Annotated in this window: 19 protein-coding genes; 12 read left to right on the top strand and 7 right to left on the bottom strand. The window is 71.5% G+C overall.

All coding sequences use genetic code 11. The annotated features are described in order from the left end of the window. Positions 1 to 112: 112 nt before the first annotated feature. Positions 113 to 2,773, bottom strand: coding sequence for a magnesium-translocating P-type ATPase (gene mgtA, locus ABD987_RS16050; protein ID WP_345393061.1), 2,661 nt, complete (start codon positions 2,771 to 2,773; stop codon positions 113 to 115). Positions 2,774 to 3,085: 312 nt separating this feature from the next. Between mgtA and ABD987_RS16045 the strand changes: the two genes are divergently transcribed. Genes ABD987_RS16045 through ABD987_RS16035 form a run of 3 tightly spaced genes read left to right on the top strand, consistent with a single transcriptional unit; the run spans position 3,086 to position 4,460 of the window. Then, positions 3,086 to 3,433 (top strand): ArsR/SmtB family transcription factor, encoded by a 348-nt coding sequence (locus ABD987_RS16045; RefSeq protein ID WP_345393058.1) that lies wholly within the window; start codon positions 3,086 to 3,088, stop codon positions 3,431 to 3,433. Positions 3,434 to 3,462: 29 nt separating this feature from the next. Continuing rightward, a complete protein-coding gene (locus ABD987_RS16040) occupies positions 3,463 to 4,017 on the top strand; it encodes an AAA family ATPase (protein WP_345393055.1) in 555 nt (184 codons plus the stop codon). Continuing rightward, positions 4,014 to 4,460, top strand: coding sequence for a GNAT family N-acetyltransferase (locus tag ABD987_RS16035; protein WP_345393052.1), 447 nt, complete (start codon positions 4,014 to 4,016; stop codon positions 4,458 to 4,460). Before ABD987_RS16040 ends, ABD987_RS16035 begins: the two co-directional genes overlap by 4 nt. A gap of 25 nt (positions 4,461 to 4,485) precedes the next feature. Here the strand turns inward: ABD987_RS16035 and ABD987_RS16030 are convergent, their stop codons facing one another. Both ABD987_RS16030 and ABD987_RS16025 read right to left on the bottom strand, forming a co-directional pair. Beyond that, a complete protein-coding gene (locus ABD987_RS16030) occupies positions 4,486 to 5,181 on the bottom strand; it encodes a methyltransferase (protein WP_345393049.1) in 696 nt (231 codons plus the stop codon). An 8-nt stretch (positions 5,182 to 5,189) separates the two neighbouring features. Next, positions 5,190 to 5,945, bottom strand: coding sequence for a cyclase family protein (locus tag ABD987_RS16025; RefSeq protein WP_345393046.1), 756 nt, complete (start codon positions 5,943 to 5,945; stop codon positions 5,190 to 5,192). A gap of 140 nt (positions 5,946 to 6,085) precedes the next feature. Between ABD987_RS16025 and ABD987_RS16020 the strand changes: the two genes are divergently transcribed. Genes ABD987_RS16020 through ABD987_RS16005 form a run of 4 tightly spaced genes read left to right on the top strand, consistent with a single transcriptional unit; the run spans position 6,086 to position 9,709 of the window. Then, positions 6,086 to 7,408: a M20/M25/M40 family metallo-hydrolase gene (locus tag ABD987_RS16020; RefSeq protein WP_345393043.1), complete on the top strand. Its 1,323-nt coding sequence runs from the start codon at positions 6,086 to 6,088 to the stop codon at positions 7,406 to 7,408. 21 nt (positions 7,409 to 7,429) lie between these two features. Beyond that, positions 7,430 to 8,314: an alpha/beta fold hydrolase gene (locus ABD987_RS16015; RefSeq protein WP_345393040.1), complete on the top strand. Its 885-nt coding sequence runs from the start codon at positions 7,430 to 7,432 to the stop codon at positions 8,312 to 8,314. 40 nt (positions 8,315 to 8,354) lie between these two features. Next, positions 8,355 to 8,966 (top strand): winged helix-turn-helix domain-containing protein, encoded by a 612-nt coding sequence (locus ABD987_RS16010; RefSeq protein WP_345393037.1) that lies wholly within the window; start codon positions 8,355 to 8,357, stop codon positions 8,964 to 8,966. Beyond that, entirely contained in the window at positions 8,966 to 9,709 is a 744-nt protein-coding gene (locus ABD987_RS16005) for an SRPBCC family protein (protein WP_345393034.1), read from the top strand. The genes ABD987_RS16010 and ABD987_RS16005 overlap by 1 nt, the downstream gene beginning before the upstream one ends. On the opposite strand, the gene ABD987_RS16000 is transcribed toward ABD987_RS16005, so the two are convergent. The 3 genes from ABD987_RS16000 to ABD987_RS15990 form a co-directional block, all read right to left on the bottom strand. Then, the gene (locus ABD987_RS16000) at positions 9,710 to 9,937 is read right to left on the bottom strand and encodes a DUF5703 family protein (protein ID WP_345393031.1); all 228 of its coding nucleotides are present in this window, start codon (positions 9,935 to 9,937) and stop codon (positions 9,710 to 9,712) included. It lies immediately after the preceding gene. Further along, entirely contained in the window at positions 9,934 to 10,947 is a 1,014-nt protein-coding gene (locus tag ABD987_RS15995) for a YncE family protein (protein WP_345393028.1), read from the bottom strand. The genes ABD987_RS16000 and ABD987_RS15995 overlap by 4 nt, the downstream gene beginning before the upstream one ends. 121 nt (positions 10,948 to 11,068) lie before the next feature. Continuing rightward, positions 11,069 to 12,037: an aldo/keto reductase gene (locus tag ABD987_RS15990; RefSeq protein WP_345393025.1), complete on the bottom strand. Its 969-nt coding sequence runs from the start codon at positions 12,035 to 12,037 to the stop codon at positions 11,069 to 11,071. Positions 12,038 to 12,186: 149 nt separating this feature from the next. Here ABD987_RS15990 and ABD987_RS15985 point away from each other — a divergent pair, with 149 nt between their 5' ends. The 4 genes from ABD987_RS15985 to ABD987_RS15970 all read left to right on the top strand — a co-directional run bounded on the left by ABD987_RS15985 (position 12,187) and on the right by ABD987_RS15970 (position 16,846). Then, entirely contained in the window at positions 12,187 to 13,029 is an 843-nt protein-coding gene (locus tag ABD987_RS15985; protein WP_345393022.1) for an undecaprenyl-diphosphate phosphatase, read from the top strand. Between the two features lie 125 nt (positions 13,030 to 13,154). Then, positions 13,155 to 13,868 carry a histidine phosphatase family protein gene (locus ABD987_RS15980; protein WP_345393018.1) on the top strand — a complete coding sequence of 238 codons (714 nt, stop codon included), beginning with the start codon at positions 13,155 to 13,157 and terminating at the stop codon, positions 13,866 to 13,868. A 96-nt stretch (positions 13,869 to 13,964) separates the two neighbouring features. After that, positions 13,965 to 16,016 (top strand): M3 family metallopeptidase, encoded by a 2,052-nt coding sequence (locus ABD987_RS15975; RefSeq protein ID WP_345393015.1) that lies wholly within the window; start codon positions 13,965 to 13,967, stop codon positions 16,014 to 16,016. 203 nt (positions 16,017 to 16,219) lie between these two features. Beyond that, on the top strand, positions 16,220 to 16,846 hold the full coding sequence (locus tag ABD987_RS15970; protein ID WP_345393012.1) for an ATP-binding protein: 627 nt from the start codon (positions 16,220 to 16,222) through the stop codon (positions 16,844 to 16,846). A 23-nt stretch (positions 16,847 to 16,869) separates the two neighbouring features. Here the strand turns inward: ABD987_RS15970 and ABD987_RS15965 are convergent, their stop codons facing one another. Next, a complete protein-coding gene (locus ABD987_RS15965; protein WP_345393009.1) occupies positions 16,870 to 18,879 on the bottom strand; it encodes a S9 family peptidase in 2,010 nt (669 codons plus the stop codon). A 187-nt stretch (positions 18,880 to 19,066) separates the two neighbouring features. Between ABD987_RS15965 and ABD987_RS15960 the strand changes: the two genes are divergently transcribed. After that, the gene (locus ABD987_RS15960) at positions 19,067 to 19,507 is read left to right on the top strand and encodes a YybH family protein (protein WP_345393006.1); all 441 of its coding nucleotides are present in this window, start codon (positions 19,067 to 19,069) and stop codon (positions 19,505 to 19,507) included. Positions 19,508 to 19,577 lie beyond the last annotated feature (70 nt).

Raw genomic sequence — 19,577 nt, 5'->3', positions numbered from 1 at the left:
CTCGTTCTTCTCTTCAGTGATCGGAAAAGGGCAGCATCCGGCCGCGAACGGTCCGGAGTGGACTGTTCGTTGTGGACTGTTTGGTATGGACGGAGTGATCAGGCGGGTGGCGTTACCACCAGGTGCCCGACGAGCGGCGCAGCCAGGTCCGCTTGACCAGGTGCGCGGCGAGCAGGAAGCCGCCCACGAGCGGGAACAGCCAGAGCAGGTACCCGGCGGGCGGCGGTGTCAGCCGCAGCGCGCCGGCGATCGGGGGCAGGGTGAGCGCGAGGCCGGTCAGCGCGGCGGCCGCGGTCGCCCACACCACGACGGTGGCGGGCGGGGTGCCGCGCAGCGGCGCGGCGGTCCGCAGCACCAGGACCACGAGCAGCTGGGTGAGCAGACCCTCCACGAACCAGCCGGTCTGGAACACCGCGGGCTGCCCGCCGGCGTCGAACACCCACCACAGCACGGCGAAGGTGGTGAGGTCGAACAGCGAGCTGAGCGGGCCGAAGACCAGCATGAACCGGACCATGCCCGCCGCGTCCCAGCGGCGCGGCTTCGCGAGGTAACGGCGGTCGACGCGGTCCCAGGGGAGCGCGAGCTGCGCCGCGTCGTAGAGCAGGTTCTGCACCACGAGCTGGATCGGCAGGATGGGCAGGAACGGCAGGAACAGCGCGGCCAGCACGACGGTCAGCACGTTGCCGAAGTTCTGCCCGGCGGTGATGTGCACGTACTTGAGCGTGTTGCCCAGCGTCCGCCTGCCCTCGACCACGCCGCGCGCGAGCACGCCGAGGTCGCGGTCGAGCAGGATCAGGTCTGCGGCGTCCTTGGCCACCGCGGTGGCCGTGTCGGGCGCGATCCCGACGTCGGCGGTGCGCAGCGCGGGCCCGTCGTTCACGCCGTCGCCGAGGAAGCCGACCGCGTGTCCGGCGTCCTTGAGCGTGGCCACGATCCTGGCCTTGTGCGCCGGGGTGAGCTTGGCGAACACGGTGGTCTTCGCGACGAGCTCGGGCAACTCGCCGTCGCGGGTTTCGTCGATCTCGGTGCCCAGCACGATTTCGCCGACCGGGATCCCGGCCAGCGCCGCCACCTGCGCGGCCACGTACCGGTTGTCGCCGGTGAGGAGTTTGAGGGCGACGCCGTGCCGTTCCAGCGAGCGGACGGCGTCGGCGGCGTCGTCGCGGACCGGGTCGACGAACCCGACGAACCCGACGAGGACGAGACCGCGTTCGTCGTCCTCGTCGTACGGGGCGAACCGCGCCTCACCCTGTTTCGCCGCGACCGCCAGCACCCGCATCCCGTTCTGGGCGTATCCGCGGACGACGTCGGCCGCCTGCGCGCGCCCGGCCCGGTCCAGCTCCACGACCGCGCCCGAGGACCGCGCGTGCGTGCACCGGGGCAGGATGTCGTCGGGATCGCCCTTGGTGATCAGCAGGTGCCCGTCCTCCGGGCCGCGCAGGATCACGGTGGCGCGGCGCCGCGCGGGGTCGAAGGCGATCTCGTCGACGGCGGTGAACATCGCGTCGGCGAGCAGCGCGTCCTCGGGGTCGGCGAGCTGGCGCAGGATGGCCTCGTCGAGGCGGTTGTGCGGGAAGTCCTGGAACCGCACGGCGAGACAGGCGTACTCGGCGGCTTCCCCGTCCGGGCGCCCGGCGGGATCGACGCTGTGGGCGTAGGCGACGCGGTCCTCGGTGAGGGTCCCGGTCTTGTCGACGCACAGCACGTCCATCGCGCCGAGGTCCTGAATGGCGTTGAGCCGCTTGACGATGACCTTGCGCCGGGACAGCCGGGACGCGCCGCGCGCGAGGTTCGTCGTGACGATGACCGGCAGCATCTCCGGGGTGAGACCGACCGCGACCGCGGCCGCGAACATCACCGCCTGCGGCCAGTCGCCGGTGACCGTCCCGCTGATCACCAGCACGATCGGGACCATCACGAGCATGAAGCGGATCAGGGTCCAGCCGACCGCGCGGACGCCGAGGTCGAAGCTCGACACCGCGCGCGGGGCCGCCGTCGCGCGGGCGAGCGACCCGGAGTGGGTCCGCGCGCCGGTGGCGAGGACGACCGCGGTGGCGCTGCCGGACACCACCGACGTCCCGGCGAAGCACAGCGAAGGAGCGTCGACGAGTCCGGGGCGGTCCGGTGCGCGGAGGCGGCGTGGGCGCGGTGAGGGGACGCGCTTGGTGACCGGCAGGCCCTCGCCGGAGAGCGCGGACTGGTCCACCACGAGATCGGAAGCGGCCACGACCCGCAGGTCCGCGGGCACCATGTCGCCGGGCCCGAGCCGGACGACGTCGCCGGGCACCAGGTCGGCGGTGGGGACTTCGCGGTCGAGCGGCGGGAAGGACGCGTCGCCCCGCCTGCGGACGGTGACCGTGGTCCCGACCTGGCCGAGCAGTGCGCGGACGGCGCGGTCGGAGCGGCTGTGCTGCCAGAACCGGAGCACCACGCTGAGCGTCACCATGACCGCGACGGTGATGGTGCCGCGCAGGTCGCCGAGCACCACGAACACGACGCCCAGCCCGGCCAGCAGCGCGACGAAGGGGCTGCGGACGGCGTCGAGGGCGTGCGCGAGGAGGCCGTGCCCGGTGGCCACCGGTTCGGTGTTGTCGCCGTGCTCGCCCAGCCTCGACTCGGCTTCGGCCTCGGTGAGTCCCTTCGGGGAACTGGCGAGACTCTGGAAGACGGTCAGCACCGGCGCGTCGGCGAGGTCGGCCAGCCGCGCGTCCCCGTCGTGAGGGCGGGACGCCGGGGCCGGGGTGCCCGCGTGCTGCTCGGAGGTACGCACCATGAGAACGGTCCTGTCGGTGGAGATGGCTGCCGTACTGACAACGTTGTCGTCCACGCGGACCGGAGATGGCTACCGGGTGCCTCCCGGCCCCGGCCGGTGTTCCGCGTGGCCGCTGGGACTACTTCCTTCGCCGGTCACCCGGCTCACCTCCTTCCGTACGCGCTGGTTCGGGCCGGCCCCGCGGCGCGACCCGATCGCCGCCCCGCCGGGCGCGACCGGTAACAGTAGACCGGACCACGACCTCTCAGTCAAACACTTGCGCAAGTGTTGGGTGCTAGGTCACCCTGGGAGAGTCACTCGAAAGGATGTCCGTTGCCTCTCCGATCCATGCCCGACCCGCCGGGTGCCCTGCCGCCGGGAGTACTCCAGGACGCCGCGGCCACGTTCGGCCTGCTCTCGGCCACCGTACGGCTCCAGCTGGTGTGGCTGCTGGCGGACGGCGAACGCGATGTCGGGACGCTCGCGGGCGAGGTCGGGCAGAGCGTGCCGACGGTCAGCCACCACCTCGCGAAGCTCAAGCTCGCCGGTCTCGTGCGGTCGCGGCGGGAGGGCAAACGGCAGGTCTACCTCGTCGAGGATCCCCGCGTGGTGGAGCTGGTGCGGCTGGCCGTGGCCCACCACGACGCGGCGGCGGGTGGCGGGCGGCGCGCGCTGGGCTGAGCGCGGCGCGGATGTGGTACTGCTGACGCGTGCATCCTTCGCGTTCTCCCCACGAACAAGCCGTCGTGCTGGTGACCGGGATCCAGGCGTCGGGAAAGTCAACGGTCGCGCAGCGGCTGGCCGAACGGCTGCCCCGGTCCGCGCACGTCCGGGGCGATCTGTTCCGCCGCATGGTGGTCGGCGGCGCGGCGGAGATGACGCCGGAGCCCTCCGCCGAGGCGGTGCGGCAGCTGCGGACGCGGTATCGGCTGACGGCGATGACCTGCGACGAGTACTTCCGCGACGGGTTCACCGTCGTGGCACAGGACGTCGTGCTCGGCGAGCACCTCGCGGAGACCGCGGCGCTGATCACGGCGAGGCCCCTGCTGGTCGTGGTGCTCGCCCCGAGCGCGGAGGCGGTCGTCGCGCGGGAGCGGGCGCGGTCGAAGGACGCCTACGACGCGTGGTCGGTGGTGGCGCTGGACAAGGTGCTGCGCGAGGAGACGCCGCGGCTCGGGCTCTGGCTGGACACCTCGGACCAGACCCCGGAGGAGACCGTGGACGAGATCCTCGCCCGTGCGTGGACCGAAGCGAGGGTTTCGTGAGTGGTACGGGACTGCGGGTCGCGTTGCGCCAGACCACCTCCGCCGACGCCGAGTACTGCTTCCGCCTGCACGAGGGCACCCTCGGCCCGTACGTCGAGGAGATCTGGGGCTGGGACGAGGCCGAGCAGCGGGCGCGGTTCGGGTTCGAGCCCGGGCGGACCCAGATCATCACCGCGGACGGCGTCGACGCCGGTTCGCTCATCGTCGAAACCTGGCCGGAGGCGGTCTATCTCGGCCGGATCGAGGTCCACCCGGCCTACCAGTCGCGCGGGATCGGCGGGCACGTCGTCCGGACCCTGCTGGCGGAGGCGGCCGGGCACGGCCTGCCGGTCGTCCTCGACGTGCTGACGGTCAACGTCCGGGCGCGGGCGTTCTACGAGCGTCTCGGGTTCGTCGAGATCGGACGGCCGGCCGAGCACAAACTCCGCCTGCGCCACGGCTGACCCTCAGCGGCGGTGTGCCGGTCGGTCAGCGGGGCCGCAGTTCCAGGAGTTGGAGTTCGACCGGGTCGTCGAGGTCCAGGCGTTCGGTGCGCAGGACGTCGATGACGAGGCCGAGTTCCGAACACAGGCGCCGCAAGGACTTCCAGCTGCCGATGTCGCTGAAACCGAGCAGGAGCCGTCCGCCTTCGGCGAGCCTGCCGGGCGCTTCGGCCAGGAAACGCCGGTGCGCCAGGAAACCCGGATCGTAGAACGCGTGGTGCAGTTCGGTCTCGTTCACCGCGTCGGGCGCGGTCTCCACGAAATTGGAGTTCCAGAAGATCAGGTCGAACCGCTCGGACTCCTCCAACGGCTCGAACAGGTCGCCGTGCCGGGCACGGACGATCCCGGCGACACCGTGGAGTTCGGCGTTGCGGCGGGTGTTTTCCACGGCCGCGCGGGAGATGTCGACCGCGGTCACCGACGCGCATCCCGAGACCGCCGCGGTGACGGCGGTGACTCCGGCGCCGGGCCCGATTTCCAGGAACCGGCCACCGGCGGGATAGGGAAGCCACGAGGTGAACAGCCGGGTGGCCGGAGTGACGGCGGGGGAGAACACCCCGTCCAGCAGCACCCATTCCTTGTCGAACAGGACGAAGGAATCCGGCCGGTCGAGGTCCTCGGTGTGGTACCGGAAGAGTTCCTCGCTGCGCCGATGCGCGCGCCGCTGGTCGAAATCGTCCACAGTGCACATTAGCGTTCGACGAAGGCCAGTACTCTGGCCGGGCTGCCCGAGCCGCCCACGATCGGCAGCGGCGCGGCCACGACGACCGCGCCCGTCGCGGGCAGCCGGTCGAGGTTGCGCAGCTGGGTCAGGCCGTACTTCCCGGCGCCGTGGAAGTACCAGTGGCACGGGAACGGCGGCTCGAACATCGCGGCCGCGCCCGCGTCGGTGCCGATGGTCTCGACGCCGATGCCGAGCACCGGCGTCTCCTCGGCGAGCCACTTCGCGCAGTCGACGTCGACACCGGGGGACCGGCCGTCGTTGTGGAACTCCTCGGGCGCGCGCCCGGCCCAGCCCGTCCGGTAGAGCAGCCACCCGTCCTCCGGCAGCGGCCCGTGTTCGTCCATCCAGGCCTCGACATCCTCACGGCGGAGCAGGAAGCCGGGATCGGCCGCCACCCGCTCGGTGCGGTCGAGTACCGCGGCGGGACCGGCCAGCCGTCCGGGAGGGACGGTGGCGACGTCGTCGAGATCCCTGCCGGACAGCCAGTGCGCCGGCGCGTCGAAATGCGTGCCGGTGTGCTCGGAGAGCCGGAGGTTGTTCCAGTAGAACGCGGGGCCCGCCTCGTCGTAGCGGCTGATGACCTCGCGGCTGAACGGCCAGGGCTGGCCCCATTCGGCGGGCAGGCGGATGACCGGGGTCCGCTCCGAGAGCGGGGTGGTGAGATCGACCACCTCGACGCTCCCGCTCGCCAGGCCCGCCACGAGTTCGCCGAGTATCGCCATCCGCCGCCCCTTCGTTCGCCCGCACCGAGCATGTCGGGAAGGGACTGCCGAGTCCAGGGCCCCGGAGGCAGTGTTCGGGGCGGCGTCCCGCCCGGTGCGACCGCCGCGCCGGGCCGCGGTGGGAATGATAGGAATGCCAGGTGAGTGAACCGAACCTGATCGAAGCCGCCGCGGACGAGGCCGTCACGCTGACCAGCGAGCTCCTCCGCATCGACACCACCAACACCGGCGACCCCGACACCCTGGTCGGTGAGCGGGCCGCCGCCGAGTACGTCGCGGAGAAACTCACCGACGCCGGCTACGAGATCACCTACGTCGAGTCCGGCGGCAAGAACCGGCACAACGTCATCGTGCGGCTGCCGGGCGCGGACCCGGGCCGGGGGGCGCTGCTGATCCACGGGCACCTCGACGTGGTGCCCGCCGATCCGTCGGAATGGTCGGTCCACCCGTTCTCCGGCGCGGTGCAGGACGACTACGTCTGGGGCCGCGGCGCGGTCGACATGAAGGACATGGTCGGCATGTCCCTCGCGCTCGCCCGGCACTACAAGATGAACAACATCGTGCCGCCGCGCGACCTGGTGTTCGCGTTCCTCGCCGACGAGGAGGCGGGCGGCACCTACGGCGCGCAGTGGCTGGTGGACAACCGGCCGGAGCTGTTCGAGGGCGTCACGGAGGCGATCAGCGAGGTCGGCGGGTTCTCGATCACGCTGAAGGACAACGTCCGCGCCTACCTGATCGAGACCGCGGAAAAGGGCATCCGCTGGATGAAGCTGCGGGTGCGCGGGACGGCGGGCCACGGCTCGATGATCCACCGCGACAACGCCGTCACGAAGCTTTCGGAGGCGGTCGCGCGGCTGGGCAACCACCGGTTCCCGTTGGTGCTCACCGATTCGGTGAAGGAGTTCCTCGCCGGCGTCACCGAGATCACCGGCTGGGACTTCCCCGAGGACGACCTCGAAGGGGCGGTCGCGAAGCTGGGCAACATCTCCCGCATGATCGGCGCGACGCTGCGCGACACGGCGAACCCGACCATGCTCACCGCGGGGTACAAGTCCAACGTCATCCCGTCGGTGGCGGAGGCGGCGGTGGACTGCCGGATCCTGCCCGGCAGGCTGGAGGCGTTCAACCGCGAGCTCGACGAGATCCTCGGCCCGGACATCGAGAAGGAGTGGCTGGAGTTGCCGCCGGTCGAGACGACCTTCGACGGCGCGCTGGTCGACGCGATGACCGCCGCGGTGCTGGCCGAGGACCCCGGCGCGCGCACCCTGCCGTACATGCTTTCCGGTGGCACGGACGCGAAGTCGTTCCAGAAGCTGGGGATCCGCAACTTCGGGTTCGCACCGCTGCAACTGCCCGCCGACCTGGACTTCTCGGCGTTGTTCCACGGCGTCGACGAGCGGGTCCCGGTGGACGCGCTGAAGTTCGGCACCCGCGTGCTCGACCGCTTCCTCCGCGCGTCCTGAGCGAGGCGGAAGCACACTGCGATGGCCGATTTCGTGCTGGCCGACGGGACGCCGCTGAGCCTGCTGCGCAGGGGCGATCCCGGCGCGCCGGTCACGGTCGTGCTGGCGCACGGGTACGCACTGGACCAGCGGTGCTGGGGCCGGCTGGCCCCGGTGCTCCCGGAGGCCACCGAACGGCCGGTCGCGGTGCTCACCTACGACCATCGCGGGCACGGCGGTTCGGGCCGCGCGTCGCGCGCGACGGCCACCATGGCGCAGCTCGGCGACGATCTGGCGGAGATCGTCGACCGGGCGGTGCCCGAGGGCAGGGTGATCCTGGCCGGGCACGACATGGGCGGGCTGGCGATCATGTCGCTCACCCAGCGGCACCACGCCCTGTTCGCCGAGCGGGTGGCGGGGCTGGTGCTGCTGGGCACCTCGTCGGGCGGGCTCGCGACGGAGGCCTCCGCCGCGTGGCCGAACGCACTGGGCAGGCTCGCGCGCGATCTGGAGATGGTGCTGGGCTCGAAGCTGTTCGGGCTGGTCCGGGAGCACACCAGCCGCGCGGTGAGCGCCGGGCTGCGCTGGTGGCTGTTCGGCGACGATCCCGACCCGGAACAGGTCGAGCTGACCGTGAAGATGATCCGCGGCAACTGGCCGCACACCGTTTCGCTGTTCCGGCCGGCACTCGACGCCTACGCGCGCGACGCGGCGCTCGCGCTCGTCGGGGATCTCCCGGTGATCGCGATGGTGGGGGAGCGGGACCGGATCGTGCCCGCTTCCGGCGTCGAGGATCTGGTGCGGGGCTTGGAAAACGGCACCTCGGTGGTCCTTCCCGGCGCGGGGCACGTGCTCCCGCTGGAGGCGGCGGCCCAGGTGCTGCCGCGGCTTGTCGCGCTGGTGCACACGACCTACCGACAGTTCTAGAATTCTTGACAACTTCTGTTTTCGGCGGCACGATGGCGCCATGTTTCCCGTGGCGGTGATCGAGGACGCGGCGGCGGCCGAGGTGTCGCTGGACCCGGTCCGCGCGCGGCTGCTGGCCGAACTGGCCGAGCCCGCGTCGGCGACGATGCTGGCGGCGCGGGTCGACCTGCCGCGCCAGAAGGTCAACTACCACCTGCGCGCGCTGGAAAAGCACGGGCTCGTCGAGCTGGTGGAGGAGCGGCGCAAAGGCAACGTCACCGAGCGGATGATGCGCGCGACGGCCTCGTCGTACGTGATCTCGCCGTCCGCGCTGGCCGCCGTGCAGCCCGACCCCGCGCAGTCCCCGGACCGGCTGTCCGCGCGCTGGCTGCTGGCCGTGGCGGGGCGGCTGGTGCGTGACGTCGGAATCCTGCTCACCGGCGCGGCGAAGGCGCGTAAGCGTGTCGCGACGTTCGCGCTGGACGGCGAGATCCGGTTCGCCTCGGCGGCCGACCGCGCGGCGTTCGCCGAGGAGCTCACCAGCGCGGTCACCGCGCTCGTGAGCAAATACCACGACGAAAACGCGGAAAAGGGCCGGAAGCACCGCGTGGTGGTCGCGGTGCACCCCAGCGTCCCCGACGCTCCGGAGACCTCCACCGGCGAGGAATCCTGATGGGCCACGAATTCGAGCTGACCGACCGTGCCGAAATCGAGGCGACCCCGGAGCAGGTGTGGGACGCGATCGCGACCGGACCGGGGATCGACTCGTGGTTCATGGGCCGCAACGAGGTCGAAGCGGGGGAGGGCGGCACCGTCTCGACGGCGTTCGCGGCCTACCGGCCGGAGTTCGGCATCACCGGATGGGAGCCGTCGAAGCGGCTGGCCTACGGCGGGGAACCCGCGCCGGACGGCCGTTTCGTCGCGTACGAGTTCCTGATCGAGGGCAGGGCGGGTGGCAGTTCGGTCGTCCGTTGCGTCACGAGCGGGTTCCTGCCCGGTGACGACTGGGAGGACGAGTTCGAGGCGATGTCGTCCGGCGGCGCGTTCTTCTTCCGCACGCTGGTGGAGTACCTCACGTACTTCGCGGGACGGCACGCGGTGCCGGTCACCGCGTTCGGGCCGCCGGTGCCGGACTGGGACCGCGCGTGGACGACGCTGGGTGCCGCGCTGGGACTGGGCGCGCGGCCGTCGGAGGGGGACGCGGTGCGGCTCGACCTCGGCGGGCGGCCGGTCGAAGGCGTGGTGTACGCGGTGAACGCGCACAACGTCGGAGTCCGGACCGCGGACGCGCTTTACCGCTTCCTGGAAGGCTTTCACGGCCCGATGGTGGCCTCGCACCACGTGTTCGCCCCCGGTGCGGACGCGACGGCCGAGGAGAAGCGCTGGCAGGAGTGGCTGGCCGCGTGTTTCGGCTGACTACGTGATCAGGCCGGGGAGCCCGGCCAGTGCGGGCTGGCGTTTGCGCCGAAGCCAGATGCGGCGGGAACCGTCGGCGTAGAGCCGGACGTTGGACAGTTCCCAGCCGGCGAACTCCGCGTGGATCGAGAGCTGGGTCGCCGCCGCGCGCCGCGAAACCCCTGGGGGCAGGCGCAGGCGGCGGTATTCCCAGTCCCCTTCGACCACCGCCTCGTCGACCGTCGTCATGGCTGGATCACCTGTATCCCTTCTCCGGCGGCCGAACCGACGAACACGCGGCCGTCCTGGTCGTCGACACCGACCGAGTCGGGCTGACGCACGGTGGGGAACCGGAACTTCTCGACCGGTTCGCCGCCGCGGACGTCGAACCCGACCACCTCGTTGCGGCCGGTGAGCGTGACCCACGCGAGGTGACGCTTGGCGTCGTAGGCGATGCCGTAGATCCCGCCGGGCACCGGATAACGCTGACGCAGCAGGAGCGGGTCGGCCGAGAACGCGAGCAGCGCGCCGGCACGGGCGTCGGTGACCAGGACCCGGCCGTAGTCGTCGGCGACGGCGTTGGCGGCCCCCTCACCGGCCCGCAGGCCCGCGCCGAGCTTGCCCGTGCCGACGTCCACCGACAGCAGCGCGGTCCGCAGGCGGTCCAGCACCACCACGCCGGTTCCCGTGGTCACGACGTCGTCGGCGCTGTAGAGGTCCCCGGTGATCGTCTTGGTGACCTTGCCGTCGGAGAGGACCTCGATCGCCTTCCGGTCACGTACCGCGACGAGCGTTCGCGGCCCGTCGGCGACCCCCGCGGCGGGCTGCCCGGCGACCGGGGTCGTGGTCAGCTGCCCGCCCGGCAGCGCGACCCTGGCGAGCAGGCCCTTGCCCGGGATGCTCGCGAGGACCTGCCCCGGCGAGGCGGTGAGCCGCTCGGCGGGGGCGGGCAGCGGGATCGTGGCCCTTTCGACCGGTGCCGCCGTGACGTCGTAGATCCGCAGCGAGGGTGGCTCCGTGACGGCGACGACCAGGCTGTGGCTGGTGGCGTCGACGGCCGTGGACACCACCGAGGGCGCCGTCAGGACCTGGCCGGCGGGCTTCGCCGTCGCGGCGGGGGACACCGCCGCCGTCGCGGCCACCGGGTTCGCCACCACCTGGAGGCTGTCGGACTGCTGCTTGCCCGAGGAACACGCGGTCAGCACGAGGACACCGGCGAGCGGGATCGCGATCCGTGACACGGCGGCGCGCCGACTCACGTTGGTGCCTCCTGGTGTTCCTCGGTGCGTGGTCCCGTCCAGCATCCTCCACCTTGCCCTGTGCGTCACGTGCGCGTCACCCAACGGTCATCCAAGCCACACCGGTACCGGTACTCCCGTCTCACCGCGGCCAGCGCTCCGGGTAGCCGAATTCGAGGGTGCTGACGTCGTCCAGCGCCGACCGGATCGCGGGTGGGAGGGTGATGTCCTCGGCGGCGAGCGATCCGGTGAGCTGCCCGGTGTCGCGGGCGCCGACCACCGGCGCGACCATGCCCGGCCGGTCACGGACCCAGGCCAGCGCGACGGCCAGCGGCGAGGTGCCGAGGCCGTCCGCCGCGGTGGCGACCGCCTGCACGATCCGCGCCGCGCGCTCGGTCCGGTGATGCTCGACGTAGCCGGCGTAGACGCTCGACGCGCCGCGGGAATCGGCGGGCGTGCCGGTGCGGTACTTGCCGGTCAGTACCCCGCGGCCGAGCGGCGCCCAGGCCAGCAGGCCGATGCCGTGGTGCTCGGCGGCGGGCACGACCTCGCGTTCGACGCCGCGTTCCAGCAGCGAGTACTCGACCTGGGTCGACACGATCGGCGCGTCGGCGCCGGCCAGCGCCCCGGCGGTGGCCAGCTGCCAGCCCGCGTAGTTCGAGACCCCGACGTAGCGGGCCTTGCCGCTGGTGACGGCGTGGCCGAGGGCGGCGAGGGTCTCCTCGATCGGGACCGTGGCGTCCCAGGCGTGCAGCTGCCACAGGTCGACGTGGTCGGTGCCGAGGCGGCGCAGCGAACCGTCGAGCGCGGTCAGCAGCGCGCCGCGGGACGCGCCGCCGCCGAACGGGCCGTCGGTGCGCCGGGCCACCGCCTTCGTGGCCACGACGACGTCCTCGCGCGGGACGAGATCGCCCAGCAGCGACCCGAGTATCCGCTCGCCTTCGCCCTCGCTGTAGATGTCCGCGGTGTCCACCAGCGTCCCACCGGCGTCGACGAACGCGACCAGCTGGCTGGCCGCCTCCTCGGCGTCGGTGTCACCGCCCCAGGTCATCGTGCCGAGGGCCATCCGCGAGACACGCAGTCCCGACCGGCCGAGCTGTCGCTTTTCCACGACCCGCGAGCCTAGCCGCAGCACCTCCCGCTTCTTGACCAAGGTGAGCACGTGTCGCGGTGGGAGGGCCCGTTAGGGTCTGCCTCCGTGCGAATCGGACGAAACCCGGCACCGGCGGAACCGGTGATCAAACTGGCGGGGGTGGCCTGATGGGGTGGTTTGAGGCATTGGTACTCGGCCTCGTCCAGGGCCTGACCGAGTTCCTGCCGATCTCCTCCAGCGCGCACCTGCGCATCACCGCGGCGCTCGCGGGCTGGGACGATCCGGGCGCGGCGTTCACCGCGGTCACCCAGATCGGCACGGAGCTCGCGGTCATCCTGTACTTCGGCAAGAAGATCGGCCGGATCCTGATGGCCTGGTTCTTCTCGATCTACAAGAAGGAGTGGCGGCACGATCCGGACGCGCGGCTGGGCTGGCTGATCATCGTCGGCTCCCTGCCGATCGTGGTGCTCGGCCTGTTGCTGCAGGACGCCATCGACCGCTCCTTCCGCGACCTGCGCATCACCGCGACGACCCTGATCGTGTTCGGCCTCATCCTGCTGGTCGCCGACCGGGTGGCGAAACAGCGGCGGAACCTCGACCACCTCACCGTCCCGCACGGCCTCGGGTTCGGCTTCGCGCAGGCGCTGGCGCTGATCCCCGGCGTGTCGCGGTCGGGCGGCACGACCAGCGCCGGGCTGCTGATGGGCTACACCCGCGCGGACGCGGCGGAGTACTCGTTCCTGCTGGCGGTGCCCGCGGTGTTCGGCTCCGGCCTGTACAAGCTGACCGACATCGGCAAGAACGGCGAGGCGGCGCAGTGGGGGCCGACGATCCTCGCGACGCTGGTCGCGTTCGGCGTCGGCTACCTGGTGATCGCCTGGCTGATGTCCTACATCAAGAAGCGCAGCTTCGTGCCGTTCGTGGTGTACCGGGTCGCGCTCGGCCTCATCCTGTTCCTGCTGATCTTCAGCGGCGTCCTGGACCCGAACGCCGGTCCCGCCCACACCTGACCGGAATTCCCCCGCGGACATGCGCCCCAATGTGGCGTTCGGTGCGCTGGACGCACCCAATGCCACATTGGGGCGTTTGAGCCTGCGGGGTCCGGTACCGGTGATCGGCACGTAGGGTGGGGCTCGTGGGTACGGTGATTTTGGTGCGGCACGGCCGGTCGACGGCGAACGGCTCGGGCATCCTGGCCGGGCGGACGCCGAAGGTCGGGCTCGACGAGACCGGACGGTCGCAGGCGGACCAACTGGTCGAACGGCTCGACGGCGTTCCGTTGGCGGGCCTGGTGACCTCGCCGATGCTGCGCTGCAAGCAGACGCTGGCACCGCTGGCCTCGGCCAGGGAACTGGACCGGACCGTCGAGCCCGGATTGTCCGAAGTGGACTATGGCGAGTGGACCGGCCGTGAGCTGAAGACACTGGTCAAGGAGCCGCTGTGGCGGGTCGTGCAGGCGCACGCCTCGGCGGCGGTGTTCCCCGGCGGTGAGGGGCTCGCCGCGATGCAGGCCCGCGCGGTCGCCGCGGTCCGCGCGCACGACGCGCGGATCACCGCCGCGCACGGTGCGCACGCGGTGTGGCTGCTGTGCAGTCACGCGGACGTGATCAAGGCGATCCTCGCCGACGCGCTCGGCCAGCACCTCGACGCGTTCCAGCGGATCGTCGTGGACCCGGCGTCCGTTTCGGCGATCAGCTACACCGAGACGCGCCCGTTCGTGCTCCGCGTCAACGAGCACGGCGGGGACCTCGCGGGCCTCGTGCCGCCCGCGCCGAAGGCTAAGAAGGGCAAGGCGAAAAAGGCGTCCGGCGCCAGCGACGCCGTCGTCGGGGGCTCCACCGGACGGTGAACCGCCGCCGCGATCCCCTACGGAAAGCCGTGCCGGGTCCCGCCCGGATGCCCGTAGGGTGGCGGCAACACCGACACCGACCAGGAGCCTGCGCCGATGATTTCGCCGGACAATCCGTTCGCCACCGCGAGCGAGCTGCCCTACGCCCTGCCGCCGTTCGACCGCGTCGCGGACGAGCACTACCGCCCCGCATTCGACGCGGGACTGGCCGAGCACACCGCGGAGATCGACGCGATCGCGGGTAACCCGGACGAACCGACCTTCGAGAACACGATCGTCGCCCTCGAACGCGCCGGGGAGCTGCTCGACCGCGTCTCCAGCGTGTTCTACAACCTCGCCGGGTCCAACGCCACCGACGAGATCCAGGCGATCCAGGCCGAGATGGCGCCGAAGCTGGCCGCGCACGCCGACGCGATCCATCTCGAACCGCGCCTGTTCGCGCGGATCAGCGCGCTGTACGAGCGCCGCGAGGAGCTGGGCCTGGACACGGAGTCGCTCCGGCTGCTCGAACGACGGCACACCGATTTCACGCGCGCGGGCGCCGGGCTGCCGGAGGCGGAGCAGGCCCGGCTGCGCGAGCTGAACGAACAGCTGTCGACGTTGCAGACGCGGTTCCAGCAGCATCTGCTCAAGGACACCAACGAACTCGCGGTCGTCATCGAGGACGTCGCGGAGCTGGCCGGGCTCGGTGAGGGCGCGATCGCGACGGCGGCCGAGGCCGCGGTGGCGCGGGGCGAGGACGGCAGGTACGTCCTCAACCTGACACTGCCGACGGCCCAGGCCGCGCTGGAGTCGCTGGAGAACCGGGCGGTGCGCGAGCGGATCTTCACCGCGTCGGTGTCCCGGGGCAACCGCGGCAACGAGTTCGACACCAACGCGGTCGTCGCGGAACTGGTGCGGCTGCGCGCGGAGAAGGCCGCGCTGCTCGGATACCCGAACCACGCGGCGTACATCATCGCGGACGAGACCGCCAAAACCGCCGAGGCCGCGGTGGGCCTGCTCGACCGGCTGGCCCCGGTCGCGGTGGCCAACGCCCGTGCCGAGGCCGCCGAGCTGCAGGAGCTGCTGGAGGCCGACGAGCCGGGCGCGACGCTGCGGCCGTGGGACTGGGCGTTCTACGCGGCGAAGGTGCGGCGCAGCCGGTTCGAGGTCGACACCGAGGCGCTGCGCCCGTACTTCGAGCTGAACCGGGTGCTGGTCGACGGCGTCTTCCACGCCGCGGGCAAGCTGTACGGGCTGAGCTTCACCGAGCGGGACGACCTGCCGAAGTACCACCCGGAGGTCCGGATCTTCGAGGTCTTCGACGCCGACGGCAGCGCGCTCGGCCTGTTCCTGATGGACTACTACACCCGCGATTCGAAGCGCGGCGGCGCGTGGATGAACAACTTCGTCGACCAGTCGCGGCTGCTGGACCGCCGCACGGTCGTGGTGAACGTGCTCAACGTCGGCAAGCCGCCGGCGGGGGAGCCGACGCTGCTCACCTTCGACGAGGTCGTGACCGCGTTCCACGAGTTCGGTCACGCGCTGCACTCGCTGCTGTCCTCGGTGACCTACCCGACGTTCTCCGGCACGAACGTGCCGAGGGACTTCGTCGAGTACCCCTCGCAGGTCAACGAGATGTGGATGCTCTGGCCCGAGGTGCTGGCGAACTACGCCAAGCACCACGTGACCGGTGAACCGCTGCCCGCCGAGCAGGTGGAGAAGCTGCTGGCCTCGCAGCAGTACGGCGAGGGCTTCGCGACCACCGAGTACCTCGCGGCGTCGCTGCTCGATCAGGCCTGGCACGGGCTCGGGGTGGACGACCGGGTGGAGGACGTCCAGGGATTCGAGGCCGACGCGCTCGTGAAGGCGGGCGTCGCGCTGGAGAGTGTCCTGCCGCGCTATCGCACGACGTACTTCAACCACGTCTTCGGCGGCGGCTACAGCGCAGGCTACTACTCCTACATCTGGAGCGAGGTCCTGGACGCCGACACCGTGCAGTGGTTCACCGAGAACGGTGGCCTGAGCCGGGAGAACGGCGACCATTTCCGGCGTGAGCTGCTGGGCCGGGGCGGCAGCGTCGACCCGATGGCGGCGTTCCGCGCGTTCCGCGGCCGTGACCCGGAGATCGAGCCGCTGCTGAAGCGCCGCGGCCTGACCGGGGCCTGACCTCGGCCGGTCGTGCTGCCCGTTCCCGGTCGGACGAGCAGCACGACCGGCGCCGCCCCCGCGGTGGCGAAGATGTCCACAGTGGATTCCCGGGCGGTTGGCACCATAGAGTGTATAACGGTATATACGGCTCCGGTTTTGGCATTCTGGATCGGTTGAGCGCACGACGATTCGTCCCTCCGGCCGACTGAAACGACTCAAGGATGAGCGAATCAGCGGTTCCGGGGCGGAACGCGACGCACGACTGGGCGGCCACCGTGGACGCCGATCACCTGGCGGGCATTCGCCGGAACCCGGCGGAATGCGCGCCTGGCGGTCTCGGACATCTGATCCTCGAGGTTCTCGCCTACGCGGCCGAGGAAGCCGAGAGCAACGCGGGCGGACGAGCCACCCTCACGCTGTACCCCGACGGCTCGGTGTGCGTGGCGGACAACGGACGGGGCACCGCCATTCGTGTCGATGACCACGGACGGACCGTAAAGAAGCCGGTCATGGCGACGAGGGACGTGCGGTTCTTCGACTTTCCCGGCGCTCAGCTGCTTCCCGATGGCCACCCGCGCCGGGGGATGTCCGTCGTCGCGGCGCTGAGCGAGTGGCTCGTGCACACCAACCGGCGCCACGACGGCTCGTGGATCCAGCGTTACGAACACGGCGTCCCGGTTACCGAGCTGATCCTGGTCGCCGATGACGGTACGACCGGGACAACCGTCCACTTCCGCCCGCAAGCGAACCTGCGCACGACGGCGAGACCGTCGGCGAGCACGCTGAAGCGATGGACCGGGTCGTGGCCGTGGCTGTCCATCGAGACGATCGATCGGCGAGCCGGCTGACCGGGGCTCGTCGCCGAGCCGAGTCAGCCGAGCGATGCGGGTGGCTCCCACGGGAGACCGTGCACGTGGTGACCGAGGAAGGCGAACAGCGTCTCGTAGAAGACCTTGGCGTTGTTCGGTTTCTCGATGAAGTGGCCTTCGTCGGGAAAACGGAGGAAGCGATGCGGCCCGGAGCCGTCGCCGGTCGCCCGTGCGCACAGGTCCCACCACAGGTGCAGCGCGTTGCCGATCGGGACACGGCGGTCGCGGTCACCGTGGACGACGAGCATGGGGGTGGTGATGGCGCCGGCGAATCGGTGCGGCGAGTCCTTCGGTGGTTCGCCGGCCCATTGCCCGTGCTTGAGGTAGGCGAGGTCGGCGGTGGCTGCCGACCGGTCGAAGTCCCAGATGGACGCGTGGCTGACGATCGCGGCGAAGCGGTCGGTGTGCCCGGCGATCCAGTTGGCGAGGTAACCGCCGTAGGACGCGCCCGTCACGGCGGCGCGATCGCGGTCGATGTCGGGGCGCCGCTGCGCCGCGTCGGTGACGGTCATCAGGTCGCGGTAGGGCGTTTCGGCGCGCCGGTCCCAGCCGCGGCGGACGAATTCGGCGCCGTATCCGGTGGAGAGCGCGTAGTCGGGCTGGAGCACGGCGTATCCGCGGGCGACGGCGGGCCACGGGTTCCAGCGCCAGCTCCACGTCTTGGCCGACAGGTGCGGGCCGCCGTGGATCGAGAGCACCAGGGGTGCGGGGGCGTCGGCGGAAGCCTGGTGGGGCACGGAGATCCAGGCGCGCAGCGGGGTGCCGTCGTCGGCGGTCGTGGTGACCTCCTCCAGCCGTCCGGGCAGGCGGAGGTCGACGTTGAGGGTTTCGGCCGGGCTCGGCAGCGGGTCGATCGAGCCGTCGTCGAGCGCGATCCGGACGGGGGAGGGCGGGCTGTCGATGGCCGCGCGCAGGGCGTAGACCCAGTGCCCGTCCGGGGAAACCCGGAAGTCGGTGTACGTGCCGTGGTCGCCGGTGAGCCGGTCGATCGCCCCGGTGCCGACGTCGACGCGCCACAGCGGCGCGCGGCCGTGGTCGTCGGCGGTGACGAGGAGCGTCGCGCCGTCCGGAGTCCAGTGCGGGGAGCGGGGCCAGCGGTCCCAGTCCCTGGCGAGCGGCCGCAGGGCACCGCCGGTGAGCGGCACGACGCCCAGGAAACGGTCCTCTGGTTCGCCGGGGGTGGCCCGCGCCAGGACCTCGACCGCGACCCGCGTCCCGTCCGGTGAAACACGGGGAAGGTCGTAGGCGTACGCGGGATCGTCCAGCAGGACCCGGTGCTCCCCGGTCGCGACGTCGATCGCGACGAGGGTGTGCCGCTGGGCGCCGCCGGGCTCGCCCGCCGCCCAGCTGGTGACCACGGTGCGGCCGTCGGGGCTGAGGTCCCAGGCGGTCTCGTCGTCGAGTGCCCGGCCGACGTGACCGGTGAGGTCGGTGAGCGGGAGCGGCTGTTCGGCGCCGGTGAGCCCGGCCGCGAACAGCCGGGTCCGTTCCGGGCCGAGGTCGTGGTCCCAGAAGCCGATCGGGAACCGCTCGTGCAGGATCGCCGACACCCGCGCGGCGGCGCGTGCCTCCCCGGCCTCGGGCGAGGAGGGTGCCGGCGAGCCGAACACGACGGTGCCGGTTTCGCTGATGACCACGCCACGGGCGTCTCCGGGCGGGGTGGCGAGCGGCCGGGCTTCTCCGCCGTGCGCGGGCAGCAGCCACGGTGAGGCGGTGGTCGCCCCGGTGACGGGATGCGGGCGTGCCGAGACGAACACCAGGTCGCCGGTGGGGGTGAACGCCGCGCCGGACTCGCCCTCGGCGCTCCTGGTCAGGCGCCGCGCCGGGCGGGTCCCGTCCGGGGAGATCTCCCACAACGCCGTGACGAAGCGGTCGCGGGTGTGATCGGGGGTCGCGGCGCCGATCACCAGCCGCCGGCCGTCCGGCGAGAGCCAGAGCCCGGCGGCCCGTGGAATGTCCAGGTAGGAGTCGAGGTCGGTGAACGTGGTCGCGGGATCCTCGCTGGCGAACATATGTTCGATTCTAGCGCTGAAGTAGCTGCTCCGCGCAGTTACCGCTGAGTTCGTCTGCTTCAGGATCAGTCGAAGGGCGGCCCCGAGACGAACGACGCGTCCTCGGACAATCACCCGCCGCCTGACAATCCGGCGGGCTGTGTCGTCGTATCGCACGGGGCCGTACCGAAGGAAGGGCAGGGGAACGATGTCCGTGCAACGCGAGATCGACGAGGCCGAGCTCAGGCAGCACGTCGGCAGGATCGTCGAAGGGATCCGGGCGAAGGATCTGGAGGGGTTGAAGCGGCTCTACACCGCGGACGTCGTGTCCTTCGACGTCGAGCCGCCGCTCCAGCACGTCGGGATCGCGGCGAAGTTGGAGAACTGGGTGAACGCGTTCAGGCTCTTCGAGGAGGTCGCCTACGAGGTCCGCGATCTCCATCTCACGGTGGGGGACGAAGTGGCGTTCGGGCACTGCTTCGGGCGGCTCAGCGGCACGCTGCGGAACGGGACGACGACACGCGGCATGTGGGTTCGGGGCACCTTCGGTTTCCGGAAAACCGGTGACGGCTGGCTGATCGCCCACGACCAGGTTTCCGTGCCGTTCGACATCACGACCGGCAGGGGAGTGACCGATCTCGAACCCTGACAATCCGCGAGACCGGGGGCAACCACCGCGCGCCTGGTACGTCTTCCTTGGTAGAAGCCGGGAATCGGCG

This window comes from Amycolatopsis samaneae, from assembly GCF_039541975.1.
Lineage (GTDB): Bacteria > Actinomycetota > Actinomycetes > Mycobacteriales > Pseudonocardiaceae > Amycolatopsis > Amycolatopsis samaneae.
This window is presented reverse-complemented; position numbering and strand designations above follow the sequence as displayed.